The organism is Microbacterium sp. MMO-56, from assembly GCF_037146215.1.
Classification (GTDB): Bacteria; Actinomycetota; Actinomycetes; order Actinomycetales; family Microbacteriaceae; genus Microbacterium.
This window is the reverse complement of sequence record NZ_JBBCVW010000008.1, coordinates 37,055-62,320: the sequence shown is the minus strand read 5'-3', so window position 1 is coordinate 62,320 and position 25,266 is coordinate 37,055. Positions and strand designations below refer to the sequence as shown.

The 25,266-nt window shown below is 71.8% G+C and carries 25 protein-coding genes; 12 read left to right on the top strand and 13 right to left on the bottom strand.

Annotated elements, in window-relative coordinates; genetic code table 11:
- Position 1: 1 nt before the first annotated feature.
- On the bottom strand, positions 2-625 hold the full coding sequence (locus tag WFI00_RS09145) for a TetR/AcrR family transcriptional regulator (RefSeq protein ID WP_336632895.1): 624 nt from the start codon (positions 623-625) through the stop codon (positions 2-4).
- Between the two features lie 128 nt (positions 626-753).
- On the opposite strand from WFI00_RS09145, the gene WFI00_RS09140 reads away from it, so the two are divergent.
- The 3 genes from WFI00_RS09140 (at position 754) to WFI00_RS09130 (ending at position 7,001) form a co-directional block, all read left to right on the top strand.
- Complete coding sequence (locus WFI00_RS09140) at positions 754-3,666, top strand: MMPL family transporter (RefSeq protein WP_336632896.1); 2,913 nt, start codon at positions 754-756, stop codon at positions 3,664-3,666.
- Positions 3,663-5,639, top strand: coding sequence for a YhgE/Pip family protein (locus tag WFI00_RS09135; RefSeq protein ID WP_336632897.1), 1,977 nt, complete (start codon positions 3,663-3,665; stop codon positions 5,637-5,639). The genes WFI00_RS09140 and WFI00_RS09135 overlap by 4 nt, the downstream gene beginning before the upstream one ends.
- A gap of 468 nt (positions 5,640-6,107) precedes the next feature.
- A complete protein-coding gene (locus WFI00_RS09130) occupies positions 6,108-7,001 on the top strand; it encodes an endonuclease domain-containing protein (RefSeq protein ID WP_336632898.1) in 894 nt (297 codons plus the stop codon).
- 387 nt (positions 7,002-7,388) lie between these two features.
- On the opposite strand, the gene ccsB is transcribed toward WFI00_RS09130, so the two are convergent.
- From ccsB to WFI00_RS09100, 6 genes are read right to left on the bottom strand one after another with little or no spacing between them, the layout of a single operon-like run.
- The gene (ccsB, locus tag WFI00_RS09125) at positions 7,389-8,522 is read right to left on the bottom strand and encodes a c-type cytochrome biogenesis protein CcsB (RefSeq protein ID WP_336632899.1); all 1,134 of its coding nucleotides are present in this window, start codon (positions 8,520-8,522) and stop codon (positions 7,389-7,391) included.
- Positions 8,523-8,544: 22 nt separating this feature from the next.
- The gene (resB, locus tag WFI00_RS09120; RefSeq protein ID WP_336632900.1) at positions 8,545-10,305 is read right to left on the bottom strand and encodes a cytochrome c biogenesis protein ResB; all 1,761 of its coding nucleotides are present in this window, start codon (positions 10,303-10,305) and stop codon (positions 8,545-8,547) included.
- A complete protein-coding gene (locus WFI00_RS09115; RefSeq protein ID WP_336632901.1) occupies positions 10,286-11,044 on the bottom strand; it encodes a cytochrome c biogenesis CcdA family protein in 759 nt (252 codons plus the stop codon). Before WFI00_RS09115 ends, resB begins: the two co-directional genes overlap by 20 nt.
- Positions 11,045-11,066: 22 nt before the next feature.
- A complete protein-coding gene (locus WFI00_RS09110) occupies positions 11,067-11,699 on the bottom strand; it encodes a TlpA family protein disulfide reductase (RefSeq protein WP_336632902.1) in 633 nt (210 codons plus the stop codon).
- Positions 11,696-12,325, bottom strand: coding sequence for a histidine phosphatase family protein (locus WFI00_RS09105; protein WP_336632903.1), 630 nt, complete (start codon positions 12,323-12,325; stop codon positions 11,696-11,698). Before WFI00_RS09105 ends, WFI00_RS09110 begins: the two co-directional genes overlap by 4 nt.
- A 44-nt stretch (positions 12,326-12,369) precedes the next feature.
- Positions 12,370-13,023 (bottom strand): DedA family protein, encoded by a 654-nt coding sequence (locus tag WFI00_RS09100; protein WP_336632904.1) that lies wholly within the window; start codon positions 13,021-13,023, stop codon positions 12,370-12,372.
- Between the two features lie 243 nt (positions 13,024-13,266).
- Here WFI00_RS09100 and WFI00_RS09095 point away from each other — a divergent pair, with 243 nt between their 5' ends.
- Positions 13,267-14,205 carry an NmrA family NAD(P)-binding protein gene (locus tag WFI00_RS09095; RefSeq protein ID WP_336632905.1) on the top strand — a complete coding sequence of 313 codons (939 nt, stop codon included), beginning with the start codon at positions 13,267-13,269 and terminating at the stop codon, positions 14,203-14,205.
- 24 nt (positions 14,206-14,229) lie between these two features.
- Here WFI00_RS09095 and WFI00_RS09090 read toward each other — a convergent pair whose 3' ends face one another.
- Positions 14,230-14,718 (bottom strand): winged helix-turn-helix transcriptional regulator, encoded by a 489-nt coding sequence (locus WFI00_RS09090; RefSeq protein WP_336642281.1) that lies wholly within the window; start codon positions 14,716-14,718, stop codon positions 14,230-14,232.
- Positions 14,719-14,776: 58 nt separating this feature from the next.
- Between WFI00_RS09090 and aspS the strand changes: the two genes are divergently transcribed.
- The 6 genes from aspS (at position 14,777) to WFI00_RS09060 (ending at position 21,025) form a co-directional block, all read left to right on the top strand.
- Entirely contained in the window at positions 14,777-16,132 is a 1,356-nt protein-coding gene (gene aspS, locus WFI00_RS09085) for an aspartate--tRNA(Asn) ligase (protein WP_336632907.1), read from the top strand.
- Between the two features lie 16 nt (positions 16,133-16,148).
- The gene (locus WFI00_RS09080; RefSeq protein WP_336632908.1) at positions 16,149-16,943 is read left to right on the top strand and encodes a tyrosine-protein phosphatase; all 795 of its coding nucleotides are present in this window, start codon (positions 16,149-16,151) and stop codon (positions 16,941-16,943) included.
- A gap of 146 nt (positions 16,944-17,089) precedes the next feature.
- Positions 17,090-18,220, top strand: coding sequence for an ABC transporter substrate-binding protein (locus WFI00_RS09075; RefSeq protein ID WP_336632909.1), 1,131 nt, complete (start codon positions 17,090-17,092; stop codon positions 18,218-18,220).
- A complete protein-coding gene (locus WFI00_RS09070) occupies positions 18,217-19,137 on the top strand; it encodes an ABC transporter permease (protein WP_336632910.1) in 921 nt (306 codons plus the stop codon). The genes WFI00_RS09075 and WFI00_RS09070 overlap by 4 nt, the downstream gene beginning before the upstream one ends.
- On the top strand, positions 19,134-19,928 hold the full coding sequence (locus tag WFI00_RS09065) for an ABC transporter permease (protein ID WP_336632911.1): 795 nt from the start codon (positions 19,134-19,136) through the stop codon (positions 19,926-19,928). The genes WFI00_RS09070 and WFI00_RS09065 overlap by 4 nt, the downstream gene beginning before the upstream one ends.
- Positions 19,925-21,025, top strand: coding sequence for an ABC transporter ATP-binding protein (locus tag WFI00_RS09060; RefSeq protein WP_336632912.1), 1,101 nt, complete (start codon positions 19,925-19,927; stop codon positions 21,023-21,025). The genes WFI00_RS09065 and WFI00_RS09060 overlap by 4 nt, the downstream gene beginning before the upstream one ends.
- Before the next feature lie 40 nt (positions 21,026-21,065).
- Here WFI00_RS09060 and WFI00_RS09055 read toward each other — a convergent pair whose 3' ends face one another.
- The 5 genes from WFI00_RS09055 to WFI00_RS09035 all read right to left on the bottom strand — a co-directional run bounded on the left by WFI00_RS09055 (position 21,066) and on the right by WFI00_RS09035 (position 22,607).
- The gene (locus WFI00_RS09055) at positions 21,066-21,365 is read right to left on the bottom strand and encodes a Dabb family protein (RefSeq protein WP_336632913.1); all 300 of its coding nucleotides are present in this window, start codon (positions 21,363-21,365) and stop codon (positions 21,066-21,068) included.
- Complete coding sequence (locus WFI00_RS09050) at positions 21,362-21,640, bottom strand: glutaredoxin family protein (protein WP_336632914.1); 279 nt, start codon at positions 21,638-21,640, stop codon at positions 21,362-21,364. The genes WFI00_RS09055 and WFI00_RS09050 overlap by 4 nt, the downstream gene beginning before the upstream one ends.
- An 88-nt stretch (positions 21,641-21,728) precedes the next feature.
- Positions 21,729-21,827: a 30S ribosomal protein bS22 gene (locus WFI00_RS09045; RefSeq protein ID WP_003792170.1), complete on the bottom strand. Its 99-nt coding sequence runs from the start codon at positions 21,825-21,827 to the stop codon at positions 21,729-21,731.
- An 82-nt stretch (positions 21,828-21,909) separates the two neighbouring features.
- Positions 21,910-22,101, bottom strand: coding sequence for a helix-turn-helix domain-containing protein (locus tag WFI00_RS09040; RefSeq protein WP_336632915.1), 192 nt, complete (start codon positions 22,099-22,101; stop codon positions 21,910-21,912).
- A gap of 98 nt (positions 22,102-22,199) precedes the next feature.
- The gene (locus WFI00_RS09035) at positions 22,200-22,607 is read right to left on the bottom strand and encodes an ArsR/SmtB family transcription factor (protein ID WP_336632916.1); all 408 of its coding nucleotides are present in this window, start codon (positions 22,605-22,607) and stop codon (positions 22,200-22,202) included.
- A 78-nt stretch (positions 22,608-22,685) separates the two neighbouring features.
- Between WFI00_RS09035 and WFI00_RS09030 the strand changes: the two genes are divergently transcribed.
- Together WFI00_RS09030 and WFI00_RS09025 are read left to right on the top strand one after the other, a co-directional pair.
- On the top strand, positions 22,686-24,128 hold the full coding sequence (locus WFI00_RS09030; protein WP_442928317.1) for a TrkH family potassium uptake protein: 1,443 nt from the start codon (positions 22,686-22,688) through the stop codon (positions 24,126-24,128).
- On the top strand, positions 24,121-24,792 hold the full coding sequence (locus WFI00_RS09025) for a potassium channel family protein (protein WP_336632917.1): 672 nt from the start codon (positions 24,121-24,123) through the stop codon (positions 24,790-24,792). The genes WFI00_RS09030 and WFI00_RS09025 overlap by 8 nt, the downstream gene beginning before the upstream one ends.
- The last annotated feature ends 474 nt before the right edge of the window (positions 24,793-25,266 follow it).

The following is a 25,266-nucleotide window of genomic DNA, read 5'->3' as shown; positions in this document are numbered from 1 at the left end:
CTCAGTCGACGTCGACCAGCGCGACGACGATCCGGGTGATGCGCTCGTTGAACAGCGCGGTGGCCTCCTCCGCCGAGCGCTCCTCGATCGCCGCGCGCACGCACGTCTCGACGTTGATGTCGAGGATCAGCTGGGCGAGCTCCGGCACGCCCACCCGCAGGCGGAATCCGTAGGTCGCGACGACGTGCGCGATGATGTCCTCGACGCGCTGCTGCAGCACGCCCTGCCAGGCCAGGTACGCGGCGCCGAGGCGGGCGTCGCGGAGCGCCTGCGTGCGGATCTCGCTCATGAGCTGAGGCTCCATCTGCTGATCGATCGACGCTCCGACCAGCTGACGCACGAGGGTGGGCGGATCCACGACCTCGCCGGGCCGCAGGTCGCGGACGCGCACCGTGACCTCGTCCAGCTTCTGCTCCGCGAGGTGCGTGATCAGGGCGAGGAACAGCTCGTCCTTGGAGTCGAAGTTCGAGTAGAAGGCGCCGCGCGTGAAGCCGGCACGCTCGCAGATCAGCTCGACGGAGGCGGCATCCATCCCGACCTCGCCGAAGACCTCGTGCGCGGCATCGAGCAGGCGCGCGCGCGTCTGCTCGCGGCGGCGCGAACCCGCGCGCGACGTGGTCTCCATCTCGGCTCCTCCTCGGGCCATGATTCACATCGACTCCCCAGGATGACGGGGAGGATGCCTCTCAGAATACACCCGCGTATCCGATACAGTGTTGTATCGAGACCTTCCCCGACGTTCCCGGAGCACCTGTGTCCACTCTCCTCTCCTCTCTCGGCCGCTGGTCGTACCGTCACCCCTGGCGGGTCCTGGTCGCCTGGCTCCTCCTCCTCGGCGTCGTCGTCGGCACCGTCGCGGGCGGGATCGCCGCCGGCGCCGTGAAGGGCTTCGACAACTCCTTCTCGATCCCCGGCACGGAGGGCGAAGAGGGCATCCAGCTGCTGAACCGCACGTTCCCCCAGGCGAGCGGGACGAGCGCGCAGTTCGTCGTCGTCGCCGCCCCCGGAGACCGCATCGACGCCGAGCCGTACCGCACGGAGATCGGTGACACCGTCACCCATCTCGACACGCTCGACGGCGTCCTCGCGGTGACGGACCCGTTCGACGACCGGGTGTCCGGCATGCTCAGCGACGACGGGCAGGCCGCCCTGATCCGGCTGCAGTTCGCGGGCAACGTCACCGACGTGCCGGCGGCCACGAAGACCGCACTGGAGGATGCCTCGGCGAGCCTCGGCGCACAGCTGCCGGCCGGCTCGACGGTCGTCGTCGGCGGCGACCTGTTCTCGACCTCGCTCCCGGGCCTGTCCCTCGTGGAGATCGCCGGCGTCCTGATCGCCCTGTTCGTCCTGATCGTCACGTTCCGCTCGTTCGCGGTGGCGTGGTTCCCCCTCGTCAGCGCCCTCATCGGCGTGGCGCTGGCCGTCGTCCTCATCTATCTCTCCACGGCCGTGGCGACCGTCTCCTCGACGACGCCGATGCTCGCGATCATGCTGGGCCTCGCCGTCGGCATCGACTACGCACTGTTCATCGTCGCGCGGCATCAGGATCAGGTCCGCAGCGGCATCGAGCCAGAGGAGTCCGCCTCACGGGCCACCGGCACGGCCGGGTCGGCGGTGCTGTTCGCGGGCGTCACCGTCCTCATCGCCCTCATCGGGCTCAGCTTCGCGGGCATCCCCTTCCTCACGACGATGGGCATCGCCGCGGCGGGCGCCGTCGCCGTCGCCGTCCTCGTCGCCGTCACCCTCACCCCCGCCCTGCTCGGCTTCGCGGGGCCGCGTGTCGCGGGCTGGGGCCGCGGTCTCGGCCGCGGCGTCGCGATCCGTCGGCCCCGTCGCGGCGCGCCCTCGGCGTCGGCCGACGCAGCCGACGACGACGCGCCGCGACCGACGGCGGCCTCGACCCCGCGCCAGAACCGCTGGGCGCTGCTCGTGACGCGGCATCCGATCGTGACGACGATCGCCGTCGTGGTGACGCTCGGCGTCGTCGCGATCCCCGCGGCGAGCCTCCAGCTCGCGCTCCCGAACGCGGGGATGCAGCCGACGTCGAGCCAGGCACGCCAGGCGTACGACCTCACCGCCGAACACTTCGGACCCGGCGCCAACGGTCCGCTCATCCTTACCGGGACCATCGTCACCTCGACCGACCCCCTCGGCCTGATGGCCGACCTGAAGACCGCGGTGGAGCGGATCCCCGGCGTCAAGGAGGTGGTCGTCGCGACCCCCAACGAGACCGCCGACACGGGACTCGTGCAGATCGTGCCCACGACCGGGCCGGCCGACCCCGCCACCGCCGACCTCGTCCGCACCCTCCGCGCCCACCACGACGAGTGGCTGAAGACGTACGGCGTGGACCTCAAGGTCACCGGGTACACGGCCATCGCCATCGACATCTCCGACCGTCTCGGCGCCGCCCTGTTCCCGTTCGGCCTGTTCGTCGTCGGTCTGTCGTTCGTGCTCCTCATGATCGTGTTCCGGTCGATCTGGGTGCCGCTGAAGGCGACGCTCGGATACCTGCTGTCGATCCTCGCCGCCTTCGGCGTGGTGGCGGCCGTCTTCGAGTGGGGCTGGATGGCCGACGCCCTGCATGTCACACGCACCGGCCCGGTGATCAGCTTCATGCCGATCATCCTCATGGGCGTCCTGTTCGGCCTGGCGATGGACTACGAGGTCTTCCTCGTCTCGAGGATGCGCGAGGACTTCGTCCACGCCCGGCGCGCCGCGCGGGCATCCGGCGAACGCGTCGCTGCGCGGACGCTCGCGCTCGACGCGATCCGCAGCGGCTTCACCGCCTCGGCCCGCGTCGTGACGGCCGCCGCGGTCATCATGTTCGCCGTGTTCGCCGCGTTCGTCCCCGAGGGCGACACCTCGATCAAGCCGATCGCGCTGGGGCTCGCCGTCGGCATCGCCGTCGACGCCTTCCTCGTGCGGATGACGCTCGGCCCCGCCGTCATGGCGCTCCTCGGCGACAAGGCCTGGTGGATGCCCCGCTGGCTCGACCGGATCCTGCCGCACTTCGACATCGAGGGCGAGGCCGTCGAGCGTGAGCTCGCGCTCGCCGACTGGCCCGAGCCGGGATCTCGCGCGGCGCTGGTCGGCGAGGACGTCGCCGTCCATGTGGAGCGCGGCGGAGCGGGCGATGTCGACCTGTTCTCCGGTGCGGACTTCCGCGCCGAGGAGGGCGACACCCTCGTCGTGACCGCCGCCGACCCGCGGGCATCCCGGGCGTTCGCCCTCATGATCGCGGGCCGGGTGGCTCCGAGCACGGGTCGGCTGCGCGTGGCCGGTCACCTGTTGCCGGGGCGCGCCGCGTGGGTGCGGGCGCACGTCTCGGTCGCGCTGCTGGACGGATCGCCCGATCCGCTGCGCGAGCTGCGGCGAGCGCTGGCGGGGCGCACCCGCCTCGTCGCGATCGACGGGCTCGACACGCTCACGGGCGCGGAACGGGATCAGGCCGCCGCGCTCCTGCGCGACGCCGCCGAGCGACTCTCCCGCCGCTCGTCGGACGCGCTCACTCTGGTCGTCTCCGCACGTCGCGACGGCCCGGCCCTCGAGCTCCTCGCCGAGGCGCACCGTCCGGGTGTCATCGCCCTCTCGCTCGCCCCGGCCCCCGAGAGCCCCCTCTCCGCCCCGGTTCCGCCCTCGTCCCCGACCCAGGTGATCTCATGACCCTTCCCTTCGAGCGCGCACGCTCCCGCCGCCCCGTGACGTGGCTGACCCTCCTCGGCATCCTCCTGCTGCCCGTCGTCATCGGCGGCATCCTCGTCGCCGCGCTGTACAACCCCGTGGACCGGCTCGAGGGGATGCGCGCCGCGATCGTGAACAACGACGAGCCCGTCACCATCAACGGCCAGTACGTCCCGCTGGGGCGCCAGCTCACGGCCGGCCTCGTCGAGGGCTCGGACGATCTGCCGAGCAACCTGGACTGGACGATCTCCAACACCGAGGATGCCGCGCAGGGCCTCGCCGACGGCACGTACGACGCGGTCGTCACGATCCCGGCGAACTTCTCCGCCGCGGCGACCTCGACCGCGGGTGCCTCCGACGGATCCGGCGGCACGCCCGAGAAGGCGACGATCCGGGTGCAGACGCCGCCCGACGGGCGCATCGTGGACGGCGCCATCACGTCGCAGCTGTCGCAGGCCGCGGCATCTGTCATGGGTCAGCAGCTGTCCAGCACGTACCTCGAGAACGTGTTCCTCGGCTTCACGACACTCGGCGACAAGCTGGGCGAGGCCGCCGACGGGGCGCACCAGCTCGCCGACGGCGCGCATCAGGCCGCGACCGGCGCGGCGAAGCTGCCCGACGGGGCGACCCAGCTCGCCTCCGGCGCGACGCAGCTCGGCGACGGAGCATCCCAGCTCTCCTCGGGGCTCGGGCAGCTGGCGGACGGCACGCGCACCGCGGCGGACGGCGCCGGTCAGCTCGCCGGCGGCGCACGCACCGCCCAGGGACAGATGACGTCGACGGCGGACGGCACGCTCGGGGGCGCCGCGGCGACCAGCACGCGCTTCGCGTCGGATGCCGCGGCCGCCACGGTGCGCCTGGCGACGACCTACCAGGGCCTGCTGGCGCAGAACAGCTGCACCGCCCCGACGACGCCGGAACAGGTCGCCACCTGCACCGCGCTCGGCGCCCTCGCCGCCGACGTGCAGAGCGCGGCCACGAACGCGGGATACGCCTCGGGGTACGCCTCCGGCGTCCAGGGCGGGCTCGCCGAGCTCGCGGGCGGCGTCGGCCGACTCGCCGAGGGCGCCGACGGGCTGCAGTCGGGGCTCGGGACGATCGCCGGTCACCTCGACGAGTCGGCGACCGGGGCGACCGGCATCGCGACCGGGGCAGGTCAGCTCGCCGACGGGGCGACCCAGCTCGCGGACGGCTCCCAGACCCTGTCGGACGGCGTGGCCCAGCTAGCGACGGGAACCTCGTCGCTCGCGGACGGCCTCACCCAGGCATCCCGCTCGCTGCCCTCGTACACGCAGCAGCAGGCGACCGACCTCGCGTCGGTGGTCGCCGACCCGGTGACGGCGGAGGGGACGAGCACCAACATCTTCGGTGCGTCGGCCATCCCGCTGCTGGCGATGCTCGCGCTGTGGTTCGGCGGCCTCGCCTCGTTCGTGGCGCTGCAGGCCGTGCCGCGCCACGCCCTGAGCTCGCGCCGCCCGTCGGTGCTGCTCGCGCTGCGCAACCTGGCGCCCGCCGCGGTCATCGGCGCGCTGCAGGGTCTGCTCGTCGCCGTGGTGGTCCAGCTCGCGGCGCAGTACGACCCCGGCGTGTGGGCGGGCTTCGCGGGGCTCGCGGTCGTCGCGGGCGTCTCGTTCGCCGCGGTGAACCAGGCCCTCGTGGCGGTGTTCGCCGGCGCCGGGCGCTGGATCGGGGCGCTGGTCGGCGTCCTCGCGGTGGCGACCGGGATCGTGTCGACCGTGCCGGGCATCCTCTCCGCGATCGCCTCGCTCATGCCGACGACGCCTGCGTACACGGCGATGCTCGCCGTGCTCACCTCGTCGGGCGGGCTCGGCGCCGGCCTCGCCGGGATGATCGTCTGGGCGGCCCTCGCCTTCGTGGTCACCGTCATCGCGGTGGCCCGTCGCCGCACCGCCACGGCCCGCATGCTGCTGGAGCCCGCCCCCGCCCTCGCCTGACCCCCCGGCCGGGTCCGGGGCCGGGGTCCGGGCCCGGGGCCCGGGGGTCGGGCTTCGGGTCCCGCACCTCTGCCGAGTGTCCACGACCCGCGGCGCGACAGGTGGTCGATCCCGCATGTCGTGGACACTCGACCCCGCCCGAGGGTACCCCGCCCGAGGGTGCCCCGCCCGAGGGTGCCCCGCCCGAGGGTGCCCCGCCCGGCGAAGGCAGGCGCGAAGCCCGCCCGGGCGACGATCCCGTCGAATCCCCGCCGCAGGCCATCCCACCAGCCGAGTGTCCACGACCCGCGGCGCGACGGGTGGTCGATCCCGCATGTCGTGGACACTCGACCCCGCTGCACGGAGGGCGAGGCGCGGGCGTTCGCGCGCCGGAAAGAGGGTCCTCCACCTGCGGGGAGATCGGCGTTCTGTCCACAGATCGCGCGGCGGGCGGTCTGCGCGTTGGGCGGATCCGGTCCACTGGATGCCATGCAGCCGACACCGCTTCCCCTCGAGATCCAGGGCGTGCCGTTCCGGGTCCGCGACGCGGAACTCCTCGGCGTGCCCGCGGGACGATTGCGGGCCACGGACCTCTTCGCCCCGTACCGAGGCGTGCGGGCGCCGCACGCGACCCCGATGTCGACCGTCCTCGATCGGTGCGTCGTCCTCGAGCCCCGCCTGAGCGGCGCCCACGTCTTCAGCCACCTCACGGCGGCGGCACTGTGGGGCATGCCGTTGCCCGCCTGGTGCGCACACGAACCGCTCGACCTCTCGGCGTTGCCCGGCACCCGTGAGCCGCGCCTCCCGGGCATCCGAGGACATCGTCTGCGACTACGGCACGATGAGCTGACCCTCGCGCAAGGAATGCCCGTTCCCCACCCGACCGTGGTGTGGGCGCAGTGCGGGCGGATGCTGCGACTGGACGATCTGATCGTGCTCGCCGATCACCTGCTGAACGAGGATCGGACAGCGGATGACCTCGCCCAAGCCATTCGCCCGGGCGTCCGCGGCGCGGTGACCCTGCGGGCCGCCGTGGCCGAGGCGCGGGTGGGGTCCGAGTCGCCGCGCGAGACGCTCACTCGCCTCGCGCTCGTTCGGGGAGGCCTCCCCGAACCCGAGCTCAACATGGAGCTGCGCGGACCCGACGGTCGATTCATCGCCCGACTCGACCTGGCCTATCGACAGTGGCGCGTCTGTGTCGAGTACGACGGTCGCCAGCACGCCGACGGCGACCAGTTCCGTCGCGACGCGGATCGATGGGCCGAGATTGAGGCCAACGGATGGGTGATCGTTCGTGTGCTCGCGCACCACTTCTCGGATCCCGGACGTCTCATCGTCGGGCGGACGCGCGCAGCCCTCGCCGCTCGCGGATATCGCGCCTGACACGCACCGACGGTCCGCTCCCCGCCGCCTCGTGTTCGCGCTCCGCCCCTTCCGGACGCTCTCCCCCTCCTCCCGCCGTCTTCACGCCCGGCTTCCGCCACCGCCGAGTGTCCACGACACGCTGCGGCAGCACCCCGGCGCACCGCGCGTCGTGGACACTCGGCAGATGTGCGCGGGGCGCCGGGCGGGTGCGGCGGACGGGCGCGCGCGAGCGCGGGCACGCCGGAAGGCTACGCGGATGCCCGGCGCCGCGCCCCAGGCCGCACACCCGCCGAGTGTCCACCACACGCCGCCGCAGCACCCCGGCGCGCCGCGCGTCGTGGACACTCGGCAAGCGTGCGCGGGGCGACCCCGACGACCCAGGCGGCGGGGCGACCCGGGCGGGGATCAGGTCAGGCCGCTGTAGACGTGCAGACCCTTGAAGAACATGTTCACGATCGTGAAGTTGAACATCACGGCCGTGAAGCCGATGATCGACAGCCATGCGGAGCGGGTGCCCCGCCAGCCGCGGGTCGCGCGCGCGTGGATGTAGCCGGCGTAGAGCACCCAGATGACGAAGGTCCACACTTCCTTGGTGTCGAAGCCCCAGTAGCGGCCCCATGCGTCGTTCGCCCAGATCGAGCCGGCGATGAGGGTGAAGGTCCAGAAGATGAAGCCGATGATCGCGAAGCGATACGCCAGCGACTCGAGCATGTCGGCGGAGGGCAGGGTCCGCAGGAACCGGGGGCCGGTGCGCACCGGCGCCCCCGACGAGGTCGGCGCACCCGTAGCGACGGCCGCGGCATCCGAGACATCCCTGCGAGCGGCATCGTCGGCGGCGACCGCCAGACGCTCGCGCCGGGCCTGCAGCAGCTGCATCACCGACAGGGCGAACGCGAGGGCGAACAGCGCCGTCGCGAGCGACGCGACGAACACGTGGATGACGAGCCAGACGCTCTTGAGCGGATCGGCGAGCGGCACGACCACGGTGTAGAACCAGATCGCCGTCGCCCCCAGCAGCACCGTGACCAGTCCCGTGATGAACGTCCCGAGGAACCGCAGGTCGTACCGCAGCAGGACGACGAGGTACACCGCGACGATCAGCATCGTCCCCGTGAGGGCGAACTCGTACATGTTCGACCACGGCACGCGGCCGGCCGCGATCCCGCGGGTGATGTCGGCGGCGACGTGGAAGAGGAAGCCCAGGACCGTCAGCGACGTGCCGATGCGCGCCCACAGGTACCGGCGCCGCGCCGCGGGGCGCGCCTCGAGGTCGGTCGCGGCGATCTCCTCCTCGGCGCGGACACGCGAGATCGAGGACCCGCCCGCGGCCTCGCCGGATCCGCCCGCGGACGCTGCCCCGACCCCGACGAGGTGGCGGTCGGCGGATGCCCGCGACGCGGCATCCTTCGCCTTCACGGCCAGGTCGGAGCGCCGGGCCAGGTCGACGGCGTAGGCGACGAACGCCAGGGCGTAGATCGCGATCGTCGTCCAGACCAGGAGGACCGAGACGCTGTCGAGCGAGGGTTCGGCTGCGGGCATGCGGTTCAGTCTACGCGGGGGCTCACGCGCCCGGCCGGTCGGCGTCGGCGGTCGGCGAGCCGACGCCCGCGTCGTCGAGGGCCTTCCCGTGCTCGCGCACGAGCTCGGCGACCGCGACGGCGATGGCGGGGTCCTCGCCGCGGGCGAGACCCGCGTACTCCAGCGCGATGCCGCCCTCGGTCGGGGTCGCCTTGACCCACATCCGCCGCCGCGGCACGAACAGGGCCGCGAGCAGTCCGAGCAGTGCGATCACGGCGAAGACGAGCACGAACGGCGCGCCCACGTCACGGTGCACCGAGAGCGACACGTAGCGCTTCACCTGTTCGGGCGCACCCCCGGCGGTCGCGTCCTCCAGCGTCACGGTGCCCAGGCCGTCGGGCAGGTCGACGGTCTTCCCGGGCTCGAGCTCGAGCGACGCGACGTCGATCGAGCGCCCGGTGAGCTGCGTCATCCCCGAGGTGTCCAGCGCGTAGACGTTGCGCGGCGTGCCGTCGTCGATGCCGAGGTCGCCGATGTACACGTCGAGGGTCAGGAGCGGATTGGCGAGAGCCGGGTAGATCGACGTGAAGGCGCCCGAGTGCAGGGTCGCCGCGGTCGGATAGAAGAATCCGACCAGACCGAGCTGCTCCTTCTGCCCGTCCCGGGTGATCCCGTCGGGGACCTTCACGACGCCGAGCGAGGTCATGCTCGTGTCCTGCGGCAGGAACTCGACGTCCTCGCGGAAGACGACCTCGCCCGCGGCGTTGCGCACCGTGATCGTCGGCGCGTATCCATTGCCCATCAGGTAGACGCGGTCTCCCGCCATATCGATGGGGTGGTTCACACGGATGGTCTTCTGCTCCGGGTCGTGACCGGGTTCGCGCGTCGTCAGGTGCGCGGCGAAGTCGCCCGCCATGCCCTGCCCGGCCTGCCCGACGGGAACGTACGAGACGTCGAACCTGTCGAGGGTCAGGGAGTAGGGCGGGAGGTCCTCGGTGTCGACGAATCGGCCGGGATTGAACGAGGTGTAGCCCAGAGCGAGGGAGTTCACGAAGTTGTCGCCCTCGACGACGACGGTCTGCCCCGTGTAGGTGAGACCGCCGCCGACGCCCACCGACAGCAGCACGCCGACGAGCGCGGCGTGGAAGACGAGGTTGCCCGTCTCGCGCGCGTACCCGCGCTCCGCGGAGACGGATGCCATGCCGGCGGCGCGCCCCGTGGCGGGCCCGTCGTACCGCTCGACGCGGTATCCGCCCTTGCGCAGCTGGGTCTGGGCGAGGTCGATCGCGCGCGCGGCCGCCGACGCCGCGGCGTCCGCGTCGGCGCCCGGGAGCGCCCGGAACGCCTCCGCGTGGTCGTCCAGGCGCGAGAGCCGGACGGGTGTGCGGGGCGGCCGGGCACGCAGCGCCTTCGCGTGGTGGGTCGTGCGCGGGATCACGCAGCCGATCAGCGAGATGAACAGCAGGATGTAGATCGCCGAGAACCAGGCCGACGAGTAGACGTCGAACAACTGCAGATGATCGAGCACCGGGTAGAGGTCCGGGTTGTCGACCTTGAACTGGGAGACCCCGTTCGGGTCCGCGGTGCGCTGCGGGACGATCGAGCCCGGGATCGCGGCGATCGCCAGCAGGAGCAGCAGCACGAGAGCGGTGCGCATGCTGGTGAGCTGCCGCCATCCCCACCGCAGCCAGCCCACGAGGCCGAGCGCGGGCGAGACGGGCCCCGACGGCTCCCCGGCGTCGGCGTGGTCGGTGGGCCGGAGGGGGTCGGTGGCGTCGACCACGTCAGAGCGGGAGCTGGACACTGCCGATCACCCCCTGGAGCTGGGACATCACGGAGGTCCACACCCCGGTCACCATGAGCAGGCCGAGTGCGACGAGCAGCAGTCCGCCCAGGATGTTCACCGTCCGGATATGCCGGCGCAGGAATGCGACGGAGCGGGTCGCCCAGCCGAACCCCAGCGCGAGCAGGAGGAAGGGGATGCCGAGGCCGAGCGAGTACGCGACCGCGAGGACGACGGCCCGTGCCGGGTCGCCCCCCGTCAGCGAGATCGACAGGATCGCGGTGTAGGTCGGGCCGATGCAGGGCGCCCAGCCGATGCCCATCGCGATGCCGAGGAGGGGCGCGCCGACGAGGCCCAGCCCCGAACGCACCTGCGGCTTGACGACCCGCTGGGCGAAGCCGAACACCCCGAGGAACACGAGGCCCATGAGGATGACGACCACGCCCAGCACGCGCGTGATCGCGTCCTGGTACTGGAGGAAGAACCGGCCGACGGACCCCGCGAGCACGCCCATGGCGACGAACACGACGGTGAAGCCGGCGATGAACAGCAGCACGCCGCCGAGGAGCCGACCGCGCCCGCCGCGCGCGGGGCGTCGCCGATTCCGCGCGGACGCATCGACGGCGCCGCCGAGGAAGCCCAGATATCCGGGCACGAGCGGAAGGACGCACGGCGAGAGGAAGGACACGAGCCCGGCCAGGACCGCGATCGGGAGGGCGAGCCAGAGCGCCCCGTCGAAGACGATCGATCCGGCGCTCACGGGGTGCGTCTCCGCGCCGCGCTCACGAGGCCTCCGCCGCGACGCTGGTGACGACGGTGCGCAGGTTCGACTCGCTGTCGACCTGGCCGATGAAGCGCGCCGCGACACGCCCCTCGCGGTCGAGCACGAGCGTGATGGGCACCGACTGCAGCGGGGTCCACGCGGCGAAGGCGAGGCGCAGCTCGGCGTCCTCCTTGGCGAGCAGCGAAGGGTACGTGATCCCGTACGTCTGCTCGAACGCCGTCGCCTGCTCGGGTCCGTCGTAGATGTTCACCCCGAGGAAGTGCGCCCCGAGGTCGGCCGTCGCCTGCGACGTCCCCTCCAGGACGGGGGCCTCCGCGCGGCACGGACCGCACCCCGCGTACCAGAAGTTGAGGACGAGCACCTCGCCGGCATAGTCGGCGCTGCCGACGGTGGAGCCGTCCACCGCGGTTCCGGTGAAGGCCACGGCGTCGCCGCGCTCGGCCGCGGGGATCTCCTGCACGCGTCCGTCGCCGGAGATGAAGCCCTTGTTGCTGCCCTGCTGGTACGAGTCGATGAGGTCGTCGTTCGCGCTCGTGCACGCCGCGAGGCCGAGGACGAGCGCGCCGGCGGCGAGGGATGCGGCGAGCGCGCGGCCGAGTCGGCCGGGCGCCCGCGAGGAGAGCCCGGTCATACCGCCCCCACATCGATGCCGTGGGCGGTCGACGCCGGCTCGACGTAGCCGACCTCGCGCCAGGCCGTGCCCCGCCGCTCGAAGCTGGTGATGCTCGAGAGGGCGCATCGGCGCCGGCGCGGATCGTGCCGGAGGCGTTCGCCGGCCACCGCGAGGTGGGTGATCCAGATCGGCAGCTGGTGCGACACGATCACGACGTCGCCCGAGGGCACGGCGTCCCACGCGTCGCGCATCGCCGCATCCATCCGTTCGACCACCTCGAGGTAGGGCTCGCCCCAGCTCGGGATGTCGGGATCGGTCAGGTACCGCCAGTTCGCCGGGTTGAGCACGGCGCGCTTCATCCGTTTGCCTTCGAAGACGTTGGTCGGCTCGATGACGCGCTCGTCGATCACGGGATCGAGCCCGAACGCGGCGCGGAAGGGCTCCGCGGACTCGCGGGTGCGCTGCAGCGGGGAGGCATGCAGTGCCGTGACGGGCCGGCCCGACGCGCGCAGGTGATCGGCGGCGGCCTGCGCCATCTCGCGCCCGGCGTCGCTCAGGCGGAACGCCGGCAGCCGCCCGTACAGCACGCGGTCGGGGTTGTGGACCTCCCCGTGGCGCACGAGGTGGAGGCGATCGGCGGGCACCCGCCAAGTCTACGGGGGCGGGGTCTGTGGACGGGCTGGGAGGCTCAGGCGACGTCGGTGTCGGCGCGGCGTCCGCGCAGCTGGCGCACGCGTGCCGCGGTGAACCAGACGAGCGCCGCCGCGACCGCCGCAATCACGACGTACTGCAGAACGCCCGCGTACTCCTCGACGATGTGCCACTGCTCACCGAGGAAGAAGCCGGACAGCACGAACACGGCGTTCCAGACGAACGAGCCCGCCAGCGTCAGCAGGCCGAAGCGCCACAGCGGCATCCGGGTCACCCCCGCCGGGATCGAGATGAGACTGCGGAAGATGGGGAGCATCCGGCCGAAGAACACCGCCTTGCCGCCGTGCCGGGCGAACCAGGCGACGGTGCGGTCGACGTCCTCGACGTGCAGGAGCGGCATGCGCCGGGCGAGGGCGCGAAGGCGCGGCAGACCGAGCCACGCGCCGAGCCCGTAGAGCGCGAAGGCGCCGACGACGGAGCCCGCCGTGGTCCACAGAAGCGCCTCGGCGAGGGTGAACGAGCCGCGTGCGGCCGCGAGACCGGCCATCGGCAGGATGGCCTCGCTCGGCAGCGGCGGGAAGAGGTTCTCCAGCGCGATCGCGAGGCCCGCGCCGGGCGCTCCGATGAGGTGCATGAGGCCGACCACGCCGTCGACGAGAGCGGTGAGCCAGGAGCCGTCCGGGGTCGTCATGCCCTCGACGCTACGGGCGGCAGGTGACGGGAACCTGGACGGATGCCGGACGGCGGGCCCCGCCGCCGGTCCGGGGCGGGGCGGCGCGGATGCCCCGCACGGGAGGTCCCGGACCGGTCACCGTCCGGTGCCCGGGCACCGGAAAGTGCCCTCTCGTGTGGTCAGACCACGCTGTCTAGCGTGGAATCGGACGCCAGGTCGGCGACCCGGTCGGCCCGCCGACCGTCCCTCACGGAGAGAACCATGTACGTCATCACCGGCGCCGACGGCCAACTGTCGGGAAAGATCATCGAGAACGTCCTGCGCGAGGACGACGGCGACCAGGTGATCCTCACCTCGCCGGTGCCCGAGCGCATCGCCCCCGAGCGGGTCGAGCGGTGGACGGCGCGGGGAGTCACGATGCGCACGGCCGACTACGCCGACCCGGAGGGCCTGGTCCGCGCGTTCGACGGAGCCGACGTCGGATTCATCGTGTCCGGCATGATCGTCGGCGAGGTGCGCCAGCAGCAGCACCGCAACGCCGTCGACGCCTTCGCGAAGGTCGGCGTCGACCGCATCGTCTACTCCTCCTTCCTCGGTGCGGATGCCGAGGAGACGACCCAGGTCGTGACGGTCGACCACCACGCCACCGAGGAGTACATCCGCGCGTCGGGCCTGACCTGGAACGTCTTCCGCGACAACCTCTACCTCGAGAACTACCTGTATGCGTTCGGCCAGATCGCCCTCGACGAGGGGCGCTGGCGTACCTGCGCCGGCGACACGCAGGCGACCCTCGTGGCCAAGGACGACTGCGCCGCGGTCGCGGCGGCGCTCATCCTCGGCCGCGGCGAGCGCAACCGCGGCTACGACGTGACGGGGCGGGAGCTCATCAGCGTCGGCGAGATCTGCGCACTCGTCGCGGAGCGCTCCGGCATCCCGCTCGTCTACGACTCGATGCCCGAGGACGACCTGTACGCCTACTACGACTCGCTGCACATCCCGCGCACGGCGACGGGCGACTTCTCCCGCTCGCCCTACCCGTGGTGCAGCGAGGACATCGTCACCAACGAGGCCGCCATCCGCGACGGCGTGATGTCGCGCCTCTCCGGCGACGTGGAGCTGCTCACCGGGCGCGCACCGAAGACCGTGCACGACCTGATCGACGCCGCCGCCGCGCAGTGGCGGCTGCCCGCCACCCGCTGATCCGGACCTATGCCGCCGCGCACCTCACCCGTCGAGGTGCGCGGCGGCGTCGTAGCGCGCCCGGGCGCTCTCGACGACCGCCATGTTGTCCCTCGACCACGCGCACAGCACGTCGATGGGCTCGAGGGCTCCCCGGCCCAGGGCGGTGAGGGCGTACTCGACGTGGGTGACCCGCCCCGGATGCACCGTGCGCGAGACCATCCCGTCGCGCTCGATCGAGCGCAGGGTCTGGGTGAGCATCTTGCGCGAGACCCCGGGCAGCTGCCGTTCGAGCCGACCGAAGTGGAGCGGGCCCTGAAGCTGGAGAACCCGCATGACCGCGAGGGTCCAGCGGTCGGAGATGCGCGCGAGGACGTCGCGCGCGGGATCTCGTCGACCTCGCTCTCGCGGGACGACGGCGCGTGGGATACGGACACCCCTCCATCGTCCGCTCCCCGCCCGCCCTCTCGCAACCGCACCCACCGCCTCGTGAGACCGCCCGAATGTGACCTGAACCGCCCGATAAGCGTGCATTCGCGCAGTCTCGGGGGCTCGGCAGCGGGGGCGGTGCCTCCGCGTAGACTGGACCCTCGTGAGTGAACGCACCCTCGTCAGCCAGCTGCAGTCCCGCGAAGACGGCACCGTCCAGGTGTCCGGATGGGTCGAGACCGTCCGCGACCAGAAGAAGGTGCAGTTCGTCATCCTGCGCGACGAGACCGGCGCCGTGCAGCTGGTCAACCCGGCCACCCGCCCCGACCCCGCGCTCGTCGACGGACAGGGCGCCGAGCAGGATGCCGCGGCCCTCGCCCTGACGGCGCTCATCTCCGAGCTGTCGACCGGCACGTTCCTCACCGTCACGGGCGAGCTGAAGCACGACGAGCGCGTGAAGCTCGGCGGCGTCGAGATCAAGGTCTGCACGCTGGAGATCGCCGCTGCGGCCCTCCCCGAGACCCCGATCGCCGCCGACAGCGGCCTCGACAAGCGCATGGACTGGCGCTTCATCGACCTGCGTCAGCGCCGCAACAACCTGGTCTTCCGCATCCAGACGACCCTCGAGCACGCGATGCGCACGTACTGGGTCGAGCGCGACTACGTCGAGATCCACTCCCCCAAGCTCATGTCGACGCCCGCCGAGGGCAACGCCGAGCTGTTCGCCCTCGAGTACTTCGGCGAGCAGACGGCCTACCTCGCGCAGAGCCCGCAGCACTTCAAGCAGATGGCGCAGGCGGCCGGCTTCGGCAAGGTGTTCGAGATCGGCGACGTGTTCCGCGCCGACCCCAGCTTCACGAGCCGTCACGCGACCGAGTTCACCTCGATCGACGCGGAGCTGTCGTGGATCGACTCCTACGAGGACGTCGCCCGGATGCAGGAGGAGCTCCTCGCGTTCGCCTTCCAGGCCGTGGCCGACAAGCACGGCGCCGAGATCAAGGAACTGTTCGACGTCGACGTCGTCGTGCCCGCACTGCCCTTCCCGCGCATCCCGCTGGCGGAGGCCCGCGAGATCGTGAAGGCACGGGGCTACGACATCCCGCGCACCGACGGCGACCTCGACCCCGAGGGCGAGCGCCAGATCTCCGCGCACGTGCAGGAGACCTACGGGCACCAGTTCGTCTTCATCACGGACTACCACCCCGAGATCCGGCCGTTTTACCACATGCGCAATGCGGAGACGGGGCTCACCGCGAGCTACGACCTGCTCTTCCGCGGCACCGAGATCACGACCGGCGCTCAGCGCGAGCACCGCATCGACGTGCTCGAGGCGCAGGCTCTCGAGAAGGGGCTGTCTCTGGAGGGGCTCGAGCACTACCTCGACTTCTTCCGCTACGGGATCCCGCCGCACGGCGGCTTCGGGATGGGCCTCGCGCGCGTGCTGATGCTGATGCTCGGGCAGGACTCGATCCGCGAGGTCACGTTCCTCTTCCGCGGCCCGACGCGCCTCGCGCCCTGACCTCTGGGGGGACGCCATGACGCACGGGGAGATCGACGGACTGCACAACTTCCGCGACACGGGCGGCCTGCCGCTCACCGGCGGCGGCGCGACCCGGCATGGCGTGCTCTACCGTTCCGACGCCCTCAGCGCGATCACGCCCACCGGCCGTGACGCCCTCGCGGCGACCGACATCGGGACGATCGTGGATTTCCGCACGCCCGACGAGCGCCGGATGGCCCCGGACCTCCTGCCGGATGCGCGACCGCTGCACGTCGTGGAGCTGTCGATCCTCGAGGGCGCGATGGCCCAGCTGGCCGAGCGGTTCCTGGCGGCCGGCGGCGCGGCCGATCCCACCCTGATCGCGCAGGCGACCGCCGCGCTTCCGACGCTGGAAGCCCTGTACCTCGGCATGCTGGAGCACGGCGCGACCTCCTTCGCCGAGGTCGCCCGCCTCGTCGCGGCGTCCCACGACGACGAGCCGACCGCCGTGCTGGTGCACTGCACCGCCGGCAAGGATCGCACCGGCGTCGCGACGGCGCTGCTGCTGGATGCCGTCGGCGCCGACCGCGAGGCCGTGATCGCCGACTACGCCGCCTCCGAGGAGAACCTCGCCGGCGCGTGGGCCGACGGCATGCTGCAGATGATCGCAGTGCTCGGGATGCCGATCACCCCGGCGCTTCGCACCCTCGTCACGGGGACCCCGCCCGAGGCCATGCGCACCGCCCTCGCCTGGGTCGACGACCGCTTCGGCGGCGCCGCCGGATACCTGCGCTCGGGCGGCCTCTCGGACGCCGAGCTCGACGCACTGCGATCCCGCCTGCGCGCCTGAGCCATCGCGGCGCGGCCGGTCACGCGCGCGTCGCACGCCGTTCACCGGGGTACCGCCTGCGCGTCATCCGCTGTCCGTACCGTCCCTCTCATCCCCCTCGTCCGGCGCGTCAGCGCGCGCCCCGAGGATGACCCGAGAGGACCAGCATGACCCGCATGTTCCCGCGTCGCGCCGTCGGCGCGACCATCCTGGCGACCGTCGCCGCCCTCGCCCTCGCCGCGTGCAGCGGCACCGCGGAGGCCGGCCAGAGCGGCACGGCGAGCGCGGCCACCGCGACGAGCCTGAGCGATGTCGGCACCCTCGCCGACCTCGAGACCGCCGCCAAGGCCGAAGGCCAGCTGAACGTCATCGCGCTCCCCCGCGACTGGGCGAACTACGGCGAGATCCTGGATCTGTTCGCCCAGCGCTACCCCGAGATCACCGTCAACGAGCAGTCCCCGGATGTCTCGAGCGCCGAGGAGATCCAGGCGGCGAAGACCAACGAGGGCCTCGACACCGCGCCCGACGTCTTCGACCTCGGCCTCGCGGTCGCGCTCAAGAACACCGCCGAGTTCGCCCCGTACCAGGTGCAGACGTGGTCCGACATCCCCGACGCCCTGAAGGAGCCCACGGGCCTGTTCGTGGGCGACTACGGCGGGTACATGTCGATCGGCTACGACTCGTCGAAGTTCCCGGCGCCGAAGACGCTGGACGACCTCCTGACGCCCGCCTACAAGGGCGCGGTCGCCATCAACGGCGACCCGACCCAGGCCGGCGCCGCCTTCGCGGCGGTCGGCATGGCGACCGTCCAGTCCGGCGGCACCCTCGACGACTTCCAGCCCGGCATCGACTTCTTCGGGAAGCTCCAGAAGGCCGGGAACCTCCTCAAGGTCGACGTGACGACAGCGACCGTCGCGAGCGGCGAGACCCCGGTCGTCTTCGACTGGGACTACCTGAACGCGGCGCACCAGAAGGACAACCCCAACTGGAAGGTCGTCGTCTTCGACGGCACCGGCTACGCCGGCTACTACAACCAGGCGATCAACAAGAACGCCCCGCACCCCGCGGCGGCCCGCCTGTGGCAGGAGTTCCTCTACAGCGACGAGGTCCAGAACCTGTGGCTCAAGGGCGGCGCCCGTCCCGTCCGCATGGAGGCGATGACGGACGCCGGCACGATCGACGCCGCGCTCGCCGCCAAGCTCCCGGAGGCACCGGCCGACACGGTCGTCCCGACCGAGAAGCAGTCCACCGCCGCCGGCACGCTCCTCGGCGAGAAGTGGGCGACGGCGGTCCAGTGACCGTCGCGTCTCCGGCGGGGGTGGATGCCACGGCATCCGCCCCCGCCCCCCGCGTGTCGCCGGTGCGGCGCCGTGCCTCCGTCGCCTGGCTCGGTCTCGTTCCGTTCGCCGCCTACGTGCTGCTGTTCCTGGCCCTGCCGACCGTCCTCGCGGTCGGCTCCGGCTTCGTCACGCGCGACGGCTCCTTCACATGGCAGAACCTCACGGCTCTCGGTGATCCCCTCGTGCTGACGACGTTCGCGAACTCGGCCGGGCTGTCGGTCCTCACCGCCGTGATCGGCGCCGTCGCCGGCGCCCTCGTCTGCTACGCCCTGCTCGGTCTTCCGGCCGACGGCATCGTCCGCTCGACGGTGGACGCCGCCTCCGGCGTGCTCGCCCAGTTCGGCGGCGTGATGCTGGCCTTCGCGTTCATCGCGACCATCGGCATCCAGGGCGTCGTCACGCTCCTGCTCAAGGACACGTTCGGCATCGACATCTTCCCCAACGGCACGTGGCTCTACGAGCTGCCGGGCCTCGTCCTGCCGTACATCTACTTCCAGATCCCCCTCATGGTCATCACCTTCATGCCCGCCCTGACGGCGCTCAAGCCCCAGTGGGCCGAGGCGAACCTGACCCTCGGCGGCTCGCCGCGCAGCTTCTGGCTGCGGATCGGCATCCCCGTGCTCGCCCCCTCGTTCCTCGCGAGCCTGCTGCTGCTGTTCGCCAACGCGTTCTCCTCGTACGCGACCGCGGCCGCGCTCGCGAGCCAGGGATCGCAGATCGTCCCGCTGCAGATCCGCACGGCGCTCACGAGCGAGACCATGCTCGGCCGGGAGAACCTGGCGGGAGCGCTCGCGCTCGGGATGATCGTCGTGGTCGGGATCGTGATGGTCGCCTACTCGGCGGTCCAGCGCCGCGCGGCGCGGTGGCAGGCATGACCCGTTTCGGGCCGGGGCGCCCCACCCGCATCCTCATCGGCGTGATCGTCGGGGCCTTCTTCGCGATCCCGCTGGTCTCGACCCTCCTCTACACGCTGCGGATGCCGGACGGGTCCCTGTCGTTCGAGCGGTGGGCGGGTCTGTTCTCCCCCGCCGTCGCGGCCACCGCGAGGCCCATCTGGACGGGCCTCGGCAACTCGCTCGTCCTGTGCGTGGTCACGGTCGCGATCGTGCTCCTGCTGCTGGCCCCCACGATGGTGCTCGTGCACCTGAGGTTCCCGCGGCTGCGCCGGGTGTTCGAGTTCGCCGTGCTGCTGCCGATCTCGATCCCCGCGATCGTCCTCGTCGTGGGACTCGCCCCCATCTACCTCCAGATCGGGCGCGCGGTGGGCACCGGCACGTGGACCCTCGCCTTCGCATACGGGATCACGGTGCTGCCGTTCGCGTACCGCTCGATCCAGGCGTCGATCGAGGCGACCGATCTGCGCACCCTCGCCGAGGCGGCGCGCACGCTCGGGGCGGGCTGGACCGCGATCGCGATCCGGGTACTGGCGCCGAACCTCCGGCAGGGCCTGCTCGCGGCCTCGCTCATCTCGGTGGCGGTCGTCCTCGGCGAGTTCACGATCGCGTCCCTCCTGAACCGGCAGGTCTTCCAGACCGCGATGGTCGTCGTGCAGAAGCAGGACGCCTACCTCCCCGCCATCTTCACGCTGCTCGCCCTGCTCTTCTGCTTCGCGCTGCTCCTGCTCATCGGCCGCCTCGCCCGCGGCACCCGAAAGGCCCGTCCATGACGATCGATCCCCTCCCCCGCACCGCCGACAACCTCCTCCTCACCGGAGCGGGAGAGGGCACCCGCGTCCAGCTGCGTACGATCGAGAAGAGCTTCGGCGCCACGCAGGTCCTCCACGGCGTCGACCTGGACATCGCGCCCGGCGAGTTCGTGTCGCTGCTCGGGCCCTCCGGCTGCGGCAAGACGACCGCCCTGCGCGTGCTGGCCGGGCTCGAGTCCGCCGACGGCGGCACTGTGCTCCTCGGGGGCACCGATGTCTCGCGCGTGCCGACGCACCGGCGCGACATCGGCATGGTGTTCCAGTCCTACTCGCTGTTCCCGCACCTGCGGATCGTCGACAACACCGCCTTCGGCCTGCGGCGCCGCGGGACGGCGCGACGTCCGGCGGAGGCCCGTGCGCTCGACGCGCTCGCCCTCGTGGGGCTGGACCACCTCGCGGACCGCTATCCGCACCAGCTCTCCGGCGGCCAGCAGCAGCGGGTCGCTCTGGCGCGCGCCCTCGTCACCGAGCCGCGCGTGCTGCTCCTCGACGAGCCCCTCTCCGCTCTCGACGCGAAGGTGCGCGTGCAGCTGCGCGACGAGATCCGCCGCCTCCAGCTGCGGCTCGGGATCACGACGGTCTTCGTGACCCACGACCAGGAGGAGGCCCTCGCCGTCTCCGATCGGATCGCCGTCATGGACCGCGGTCGCATCGAGCAGATCGGGACCCCGGAGGACCTCTACCTCCGCCCGCGCACCCCCGGCGTGGCCGCCTTCGTGGGGCTCTCCAGCGCCCTCCCGGGCGTCGCCGCCGGCGAGAGCGTCCGGGTGTGGGGCACGGACCTGCCGATCGAGGGCGCGCCGGCGACGGGGCCCGTCGAGGCGCTCGTGCGTCCCGAGAACATCCGCCTGGTCGCCGTCGAGGGCACGGATGCCGACGGCGTCCTCGGGCAGGTGGAGGAGAGCACGTTCCTCGGCAGCTTCCGGCGGTCGCTGCTGCGCGCCGACGACGGCACCCTCGTGCGGCTGCAGCACGGCGCCGACGAGCGGCTCCAGTACGCGCAGCGCGTGCGGATCGCCCTCGCGCCCGTCGCGGTCGCCGTCCGCCCCCGGGGCTGAGCCGGGCGCTCCGCCCCCGACTCACGTCTCGCGTCCGGGATCAGATCTCGAAGTCCACCGCGACCCGGTCGACCACGACGGACCGGACGAAGCCGACCACGGCCTGGTGGGCGGGATGGGTCTGGTAGGCGTCGAGCGCGGCCGCGTCGGCGAAGTCCGCGACGAGCGCGAGGTCCCAGTTGCCGCCGCCGACGACGTCCGGACCGACCGAGAGCTCGATGATCGACGGGACGACGCCGCGGAGCGCCAGGAGGTCATCCGTGATCCGCTGCGCGTGCGCCGCGCGTTCGACGGCGTCCTCGCTGCCGAGCTTCCAGGCGACGATATGGCGGATGGTCATGCGTTCTCCTCGGGCGAGCGGGTGGGGGCGGGATCGGTCAGCGCCGTGCGCAGGCGGGCGGCGTCGAGCCTCCAGTGGGCGTGCAGCTTCCCGTCGATGAGCACGACGGGGATCTTCTCCCGCCAGGCGGCGAACAGGGCGGGATCGTCGAGGATGGAGAACTCCTCGACGTCGACGGTGTCGTCGGGGAGGTCCGCGAGGACCCCGTCGACGATCTCCCGCGCGACGTCGCACAGGTGGCAGTGGGGCTTCGAGATGATCGTGAGGGTCGTCACCCCTCCATCCTGCCCATCATCGGACGGAAACACGAAGCGCCCGTCCCGGATCTGATTCCGGGGACAGGCGCTCGGTGTCGGTGCCGCGTTACTTCTTGTTGCGGCGCTGGTGGCGAGTCTTGCGAAGCAGCTTGCGGTGCTTCTTCTTCGCCATGCGCTTGCGGCGCTTCTTGATGACAGAACCCACGGAAAACCTCACTATGTCAGGGGTCTGGACGAGCCTGGAGACCGTCCGGGAACGGGCACCACGAAAATGCCCTCGGAACAGTCTAGCCGACGTCGGCGATCGGCCGCTGCAACGCCTCGGTCACGGCCCCCTCGGGAACACGGTAGCTGCGCCCGAAGCGCACCGCGGGGAGCTCGCCCGAGTGCACGAGCCGATACACCGTCATCTTCGACACGCGCATGATGTCGGCCACCTCCGCGACGGTCAGGAAGCGCACGTCCGACAGCTCTGCCATGTTTTCCTCTCCCCAGGCCCGATCCCCCACGGGGCCGTCCTCACAGCGTAGAGGCCACGTGCGACGCGTGTAAACCTCTGTGACCGCTGTGAACTGGCTCAGCGACCGGGGATCTTCTTCAGCACGCTCTCGAAGGCGTGCTTCGTCGAGGCCGCAGCCCGCCCGACGAGGTCCGCGGCGGCGGCGGCCGACTCGGTGAGTCCCGACCCCGCGGCCTCCGCGGCGGCCAGTCCGTCGTCGAAGAAGGGGACGAGCCAATCGTCGACCTCGTCCAGCGGACCGACCGAGAGGCTGTAGTAGCGATGCTGGCCCTCCTCGCGCACCGAGACCAGTTCGGCCTCGCGGAGGACCTTCAGGTGCTTGGACACGGTCGGCTGGCTCACCCCGAGCTCTCCGACGATCTGCGACACGCTCGTCCCGTGCTCGCCGGAGGCGGCTCGTTCGCGCAGGAGCTGCAGGATGTCCCGACGGGTGCCGTCGGCGATCACGTCGAAGATGTCGGCCATGACGATAGGTTAGCCCGCGCCGCGCCCCGAGTACCATGACAACGACCAAGCGGGACCGGACGAGACGAGGAGGCGGTCATGGCGGACGATTCCGTCGTCGTCCGCGCGACGCGCCGCCTGCGGTCGACGGCCCCCGTGGTCGTGCACGCGATCCGCGAGCTCGCGATGGCATCCCCGCCCCGGTTCGCCGTCCTCGTGTTCACCGCCCTCGTCCTCGTGTTCACGGGGCTCTTCTCCCTGCCCGCGGCCTCCGCCGACGGCGTCCGCACCCCGTTCGCGGACGCGCTGTTCACCGCCGTGTCCACCATCTGCGTCACGGGCCTGTCCACGGTCGACATGGCCACGCACTGGTCGCCGTTCGGCCACGTCCTCGTCTTCATCGGGGTCAACGTGGGAGCGCTCGGCGTGCTGACCCTCGCCTCCATCCTCGGCCTCGTGATCTCGAAGCGACTGGGGCTGCGCGCGAAGCTCCTGGCCGCCGGGGACTCGAATCCGCTGCGCGCCCACGGCGGCCCGGTCAACGAGGGGCAGACCGTGCGACTCGGCGAGGTCGGACAGCTACTCGCGACCGTCGCCCTGTCGACGCTCGTCATCGAGGTCGGGCTCGCCGTCCTGCTCTACCCGTCGCTGCTGATCGGCGGCGTCGATCCGCTCACCGCACTGTGGGAGGCGCCGTTCTACGCGGCGATGTCGTTCACCAACACGGGGTTCACCCCGAACGCCGGGGGCCTCACGCCCTTCGCCGGGGACTACTACTTCCTCACCGTGCTCATGGCGGGCGTCTTCCTCGGCTCGATCGGCTTCCCCGTGATCTTCACCCTGTGGCGCCACCACCTGCACCTGCGCCGCTGGTCGCTGCACGCCAAGCTGACGCTCATCACGACCGTCATCCTCTTCTTCGCGGGCGCGGCCGTCTTCCTCCTTCTCGAGTACGACAACCCGAAGACGCTCGGCGGGATGGATGCGTGGGACACGACGTTCCAGGCCTTCTTCCTGTCCGCCATGACGCGCTCGGGCGGATTCTCGGTGATCGACATCTCGCAGATGAACGGGTCGTCGCTCGTGGTGGGCTCGATGCTGATGTTCGTCGGCGGGGGGTCCGCCTCGACCGCGGGCGGCATCAAGGTCACGACTCTCGCGGTGCTCGCCCTCGCGGTCTGGTCCGAGGCGAAGGGCCGCCCGAGCGTCCAGGCGTTCGGCCGGCGCATCCCGAGCGACGTCCAGCGCGTCGCCCTGTCGGTCGTCGCGTGGGGCTCGACGATCGTGGCCGTCGCCACGATCACGATCGGGCAGATCACGCAGGCACCCATCGAGGAGGTGCTGTTCGACGTGATCTCGGGCTTCGCGACCGTCGGGCTGTCGACCGGGCTCACGGCGACCCTCCCCGATCCCGCCGTCTACGTCCTCGCGCTCACCATGTTCATGGGGCGCGTTGGTACAGTGACTCTCGCCGCGGCCGTGGCCGCGACCAGCCGTTCGCAGCACTACTCGCTGCCCGTGGAAAGGCCCATCGTTGGTTGAGCAGCTGCGCAGCGACGCCCCTGTCCTCGTGATCGGCCTCGGACGGTTCGGAGCCGCCTGCGCCGGCGAGCTGGACCGACTCGACCGCGAGGTCCTCGCGATCGACGAGAACCTCGAGCTCGTCCAGAAGTGGTCGGAGCGCGTCACCCACACCGTCCAGGCCGACGCGAAGAACCTCGACGCCCTCAAGCAGATCGGCGCGCAGGACTTCCAGGTGGCCGTCGTCGCCGTCGGGTCCTCGATCGAGGCATCCGTCCTCATCACGGCGAACCTCGTCGACCTGAAGGTGCCGCAGATCTGGGCGAAGGCCGTCTCGCAGAGCCACGGCAAGATCCTCGCCCGCGTGGGAGCCAACCACGTGATCTACCCCGAACGCGAGGCCGGCGAGCGCGTCGCGCACCTCGTCTCGGGACGGATGCTGGACTTCATCCGCTTCGACGACGACTTCGTGCTGGCCAAGATGTATCCCCCGAAGTTCATCCGCGGAATCGGCCTGAACGAGTCGGGCGTGCGCTCGAAGTACAGCGTGACCGTCGTGGGCGTCAAGAGCCCCGGCAAGCCGTTCCGCTACGCGGAGGCCGACACGGTCGTGACCAACCACGACCTCATCATCGTGTCCGGGACGAACTCCGACATAGAGCGCTTCGCCTCCCTCGACCGCTGACCTGCGCGCCGCGCCGCCCCGCGCGCCCGCGAGAAACACCTTCGCGCGCGAGAAACCACGCCCGCACGTGTTTCTCGGGGCGGCGATGGTTTCTCGTCGCGGTGCGCCGGGTCCTCCCCTGTCGCGCGGTGGGGGAAGTTGTGCACAGGGGGGAGGGAGGAGAGGAGCCTGGAGGGCGGCGAGCGCGCAGACTCGGCGGATGCCGCTCCTCCTCCGTGATCGCGCCGCGACCCGCCCGCCGCTGACCCTCGTCACCTCCGCCGAGGCGAAGGCGCGGCGTCTGCCGGTGTCGGATGCCTCGTGGGTGCGCGTGCGGCGCGGCGTGTACGCGGATGCCGCGGCGACGGTCCGGCTCGCCCCGTGGGAGCGCTACGCGCTCCGCGTCCACGCCTTCGCCCTGACGCATCCGGACAGCATGCTCTGCCTCGAGTCCGCCGCGGTGCTGCACGGCCTGCCGCTGTTCGGCGAGGCGCG

What these genes read in the sequence shown, in the direction of transcription:
- WFI00_RS09145 (WP_336632895.1), bottom strand. Translation starts at nt 625, where the DNA reads ATGGAGACCACGTCGCGCGCGGGTTCGCGCCGCCGCGAGCAGACGCGC.
- WFI00_RS09060 (WP_336632912.1), top strand. Translation starts at nt 19,925, where the DNA reads ATGACGATCGATCCCCTCCCCCGCACCGCCGACAACCTCCTCCTCACC.
- WFI00_RS09055 (WP_336632913.1), bottom strand. Translation starts at nt 21,365, where the DNA reads ATGACCATCCGCCATATCGTCGCCTGGAAGCTCGGCAGCGAGGACGCC.
- WFI00_RS09095 (WP_336632905.1), top strand. Translation starts at nt 13,267, where the DNA reads ATGTACGTCATCACCGGCGCCGACGGCCAACTGTCGGGAAAGATCATC.
- WFI00_RS09135 (WP_336632897.1), top strand. Translation starts at nt 3,663, where the DNA reads ATGACCCTTCCCTTCGAGCGCGCACGCTCCCGCCGCCCCGTGACGTGG.
- WFI00_RS09090 (WP_336642281.1), bottom strand. Translation starts at nt 14,718, where the DNA reads ATGCACGCTTATCGGGCGGTTCAGGTCACATTCGGGCGGTCTCACGAG.
- WFI00_RS09080 (WP_336632908.1), top strand. Translation starts at nt 16,149, where the DNA reads ATGACGCACGGGGAGATCGACGGACTGCACAACTTCCGCGACACGGGC.
- WFI00_RS09075 (WP_336632909.1), top strand. Translation starts at nt 17,090, where the DNA reads ATGACCCGCATGTTCCCGCGTCGCGCCGTCGGCGCGACCATCCTGGCG.
- WFI00_RS09030 (WP_442928317.1), top strand. Translation starts at nt 22,686, where the DNA reads ATGGCGGACGATTCCGTCGTCGTCCGCGCGACGCGCCGCCTGCGGTCG.
- WFI00_RS09040 (WP_336632915.1), bottom strand. Translation starts at nt 22,101, where the DNA reads ATGGCAGAGCTGTCGGACGTGCGCTTCCTGACCGTCGCGGAGGTGGCC.
- WFI00_RS09130 (WP_336632898.1), top strand. Translation starts at nt 6,108, where the DNA reads ATGCAGCCGACACCGCTTCCCCTCGAGATCCAGGGCGTGCCGTTCCGG.
- WFI00_RS09110 (WP_336632902.1), bottom strand. Translation starts at nt 11,699, where the DNA reads ATGACCGGGCTCTCCTCGCGGGCGCCCGGCCGACTCGGCCGCGCGCTC.
- WFI00_RS09100 (WP_336632904.1), bottom strand. Translation starts at nt 13,023, where the DNA reads ATGACGACCCCGGACGGCTCCTGGCTCACCGCTCTCGTCGACGGCGTG.
- WFI00_RS09065 (WP_336632911.1), top strand. Translation starts at nt 19,134, where the DNA reads ATGACCCGTTTCGGGCCGGGGCGCCCCACCCGCATCCTCATCGGCGTG.
- WFI00_RS09035 (WP_336632916.1), bottom strand. Translation starts at nt 22,607, where the DNA reads ATGGCCGACATCTTCGACGTGATCGCCGACGGCACCCGTCGGGACATC.
- ccsB (WP_336632899.1), bottom strand. Translation starts at nt 8,522, where the DNA reads ATGCCCGCAGCCGAACCCTCGCTCGACAGCGTCTCGGTCCTCCTGGTC.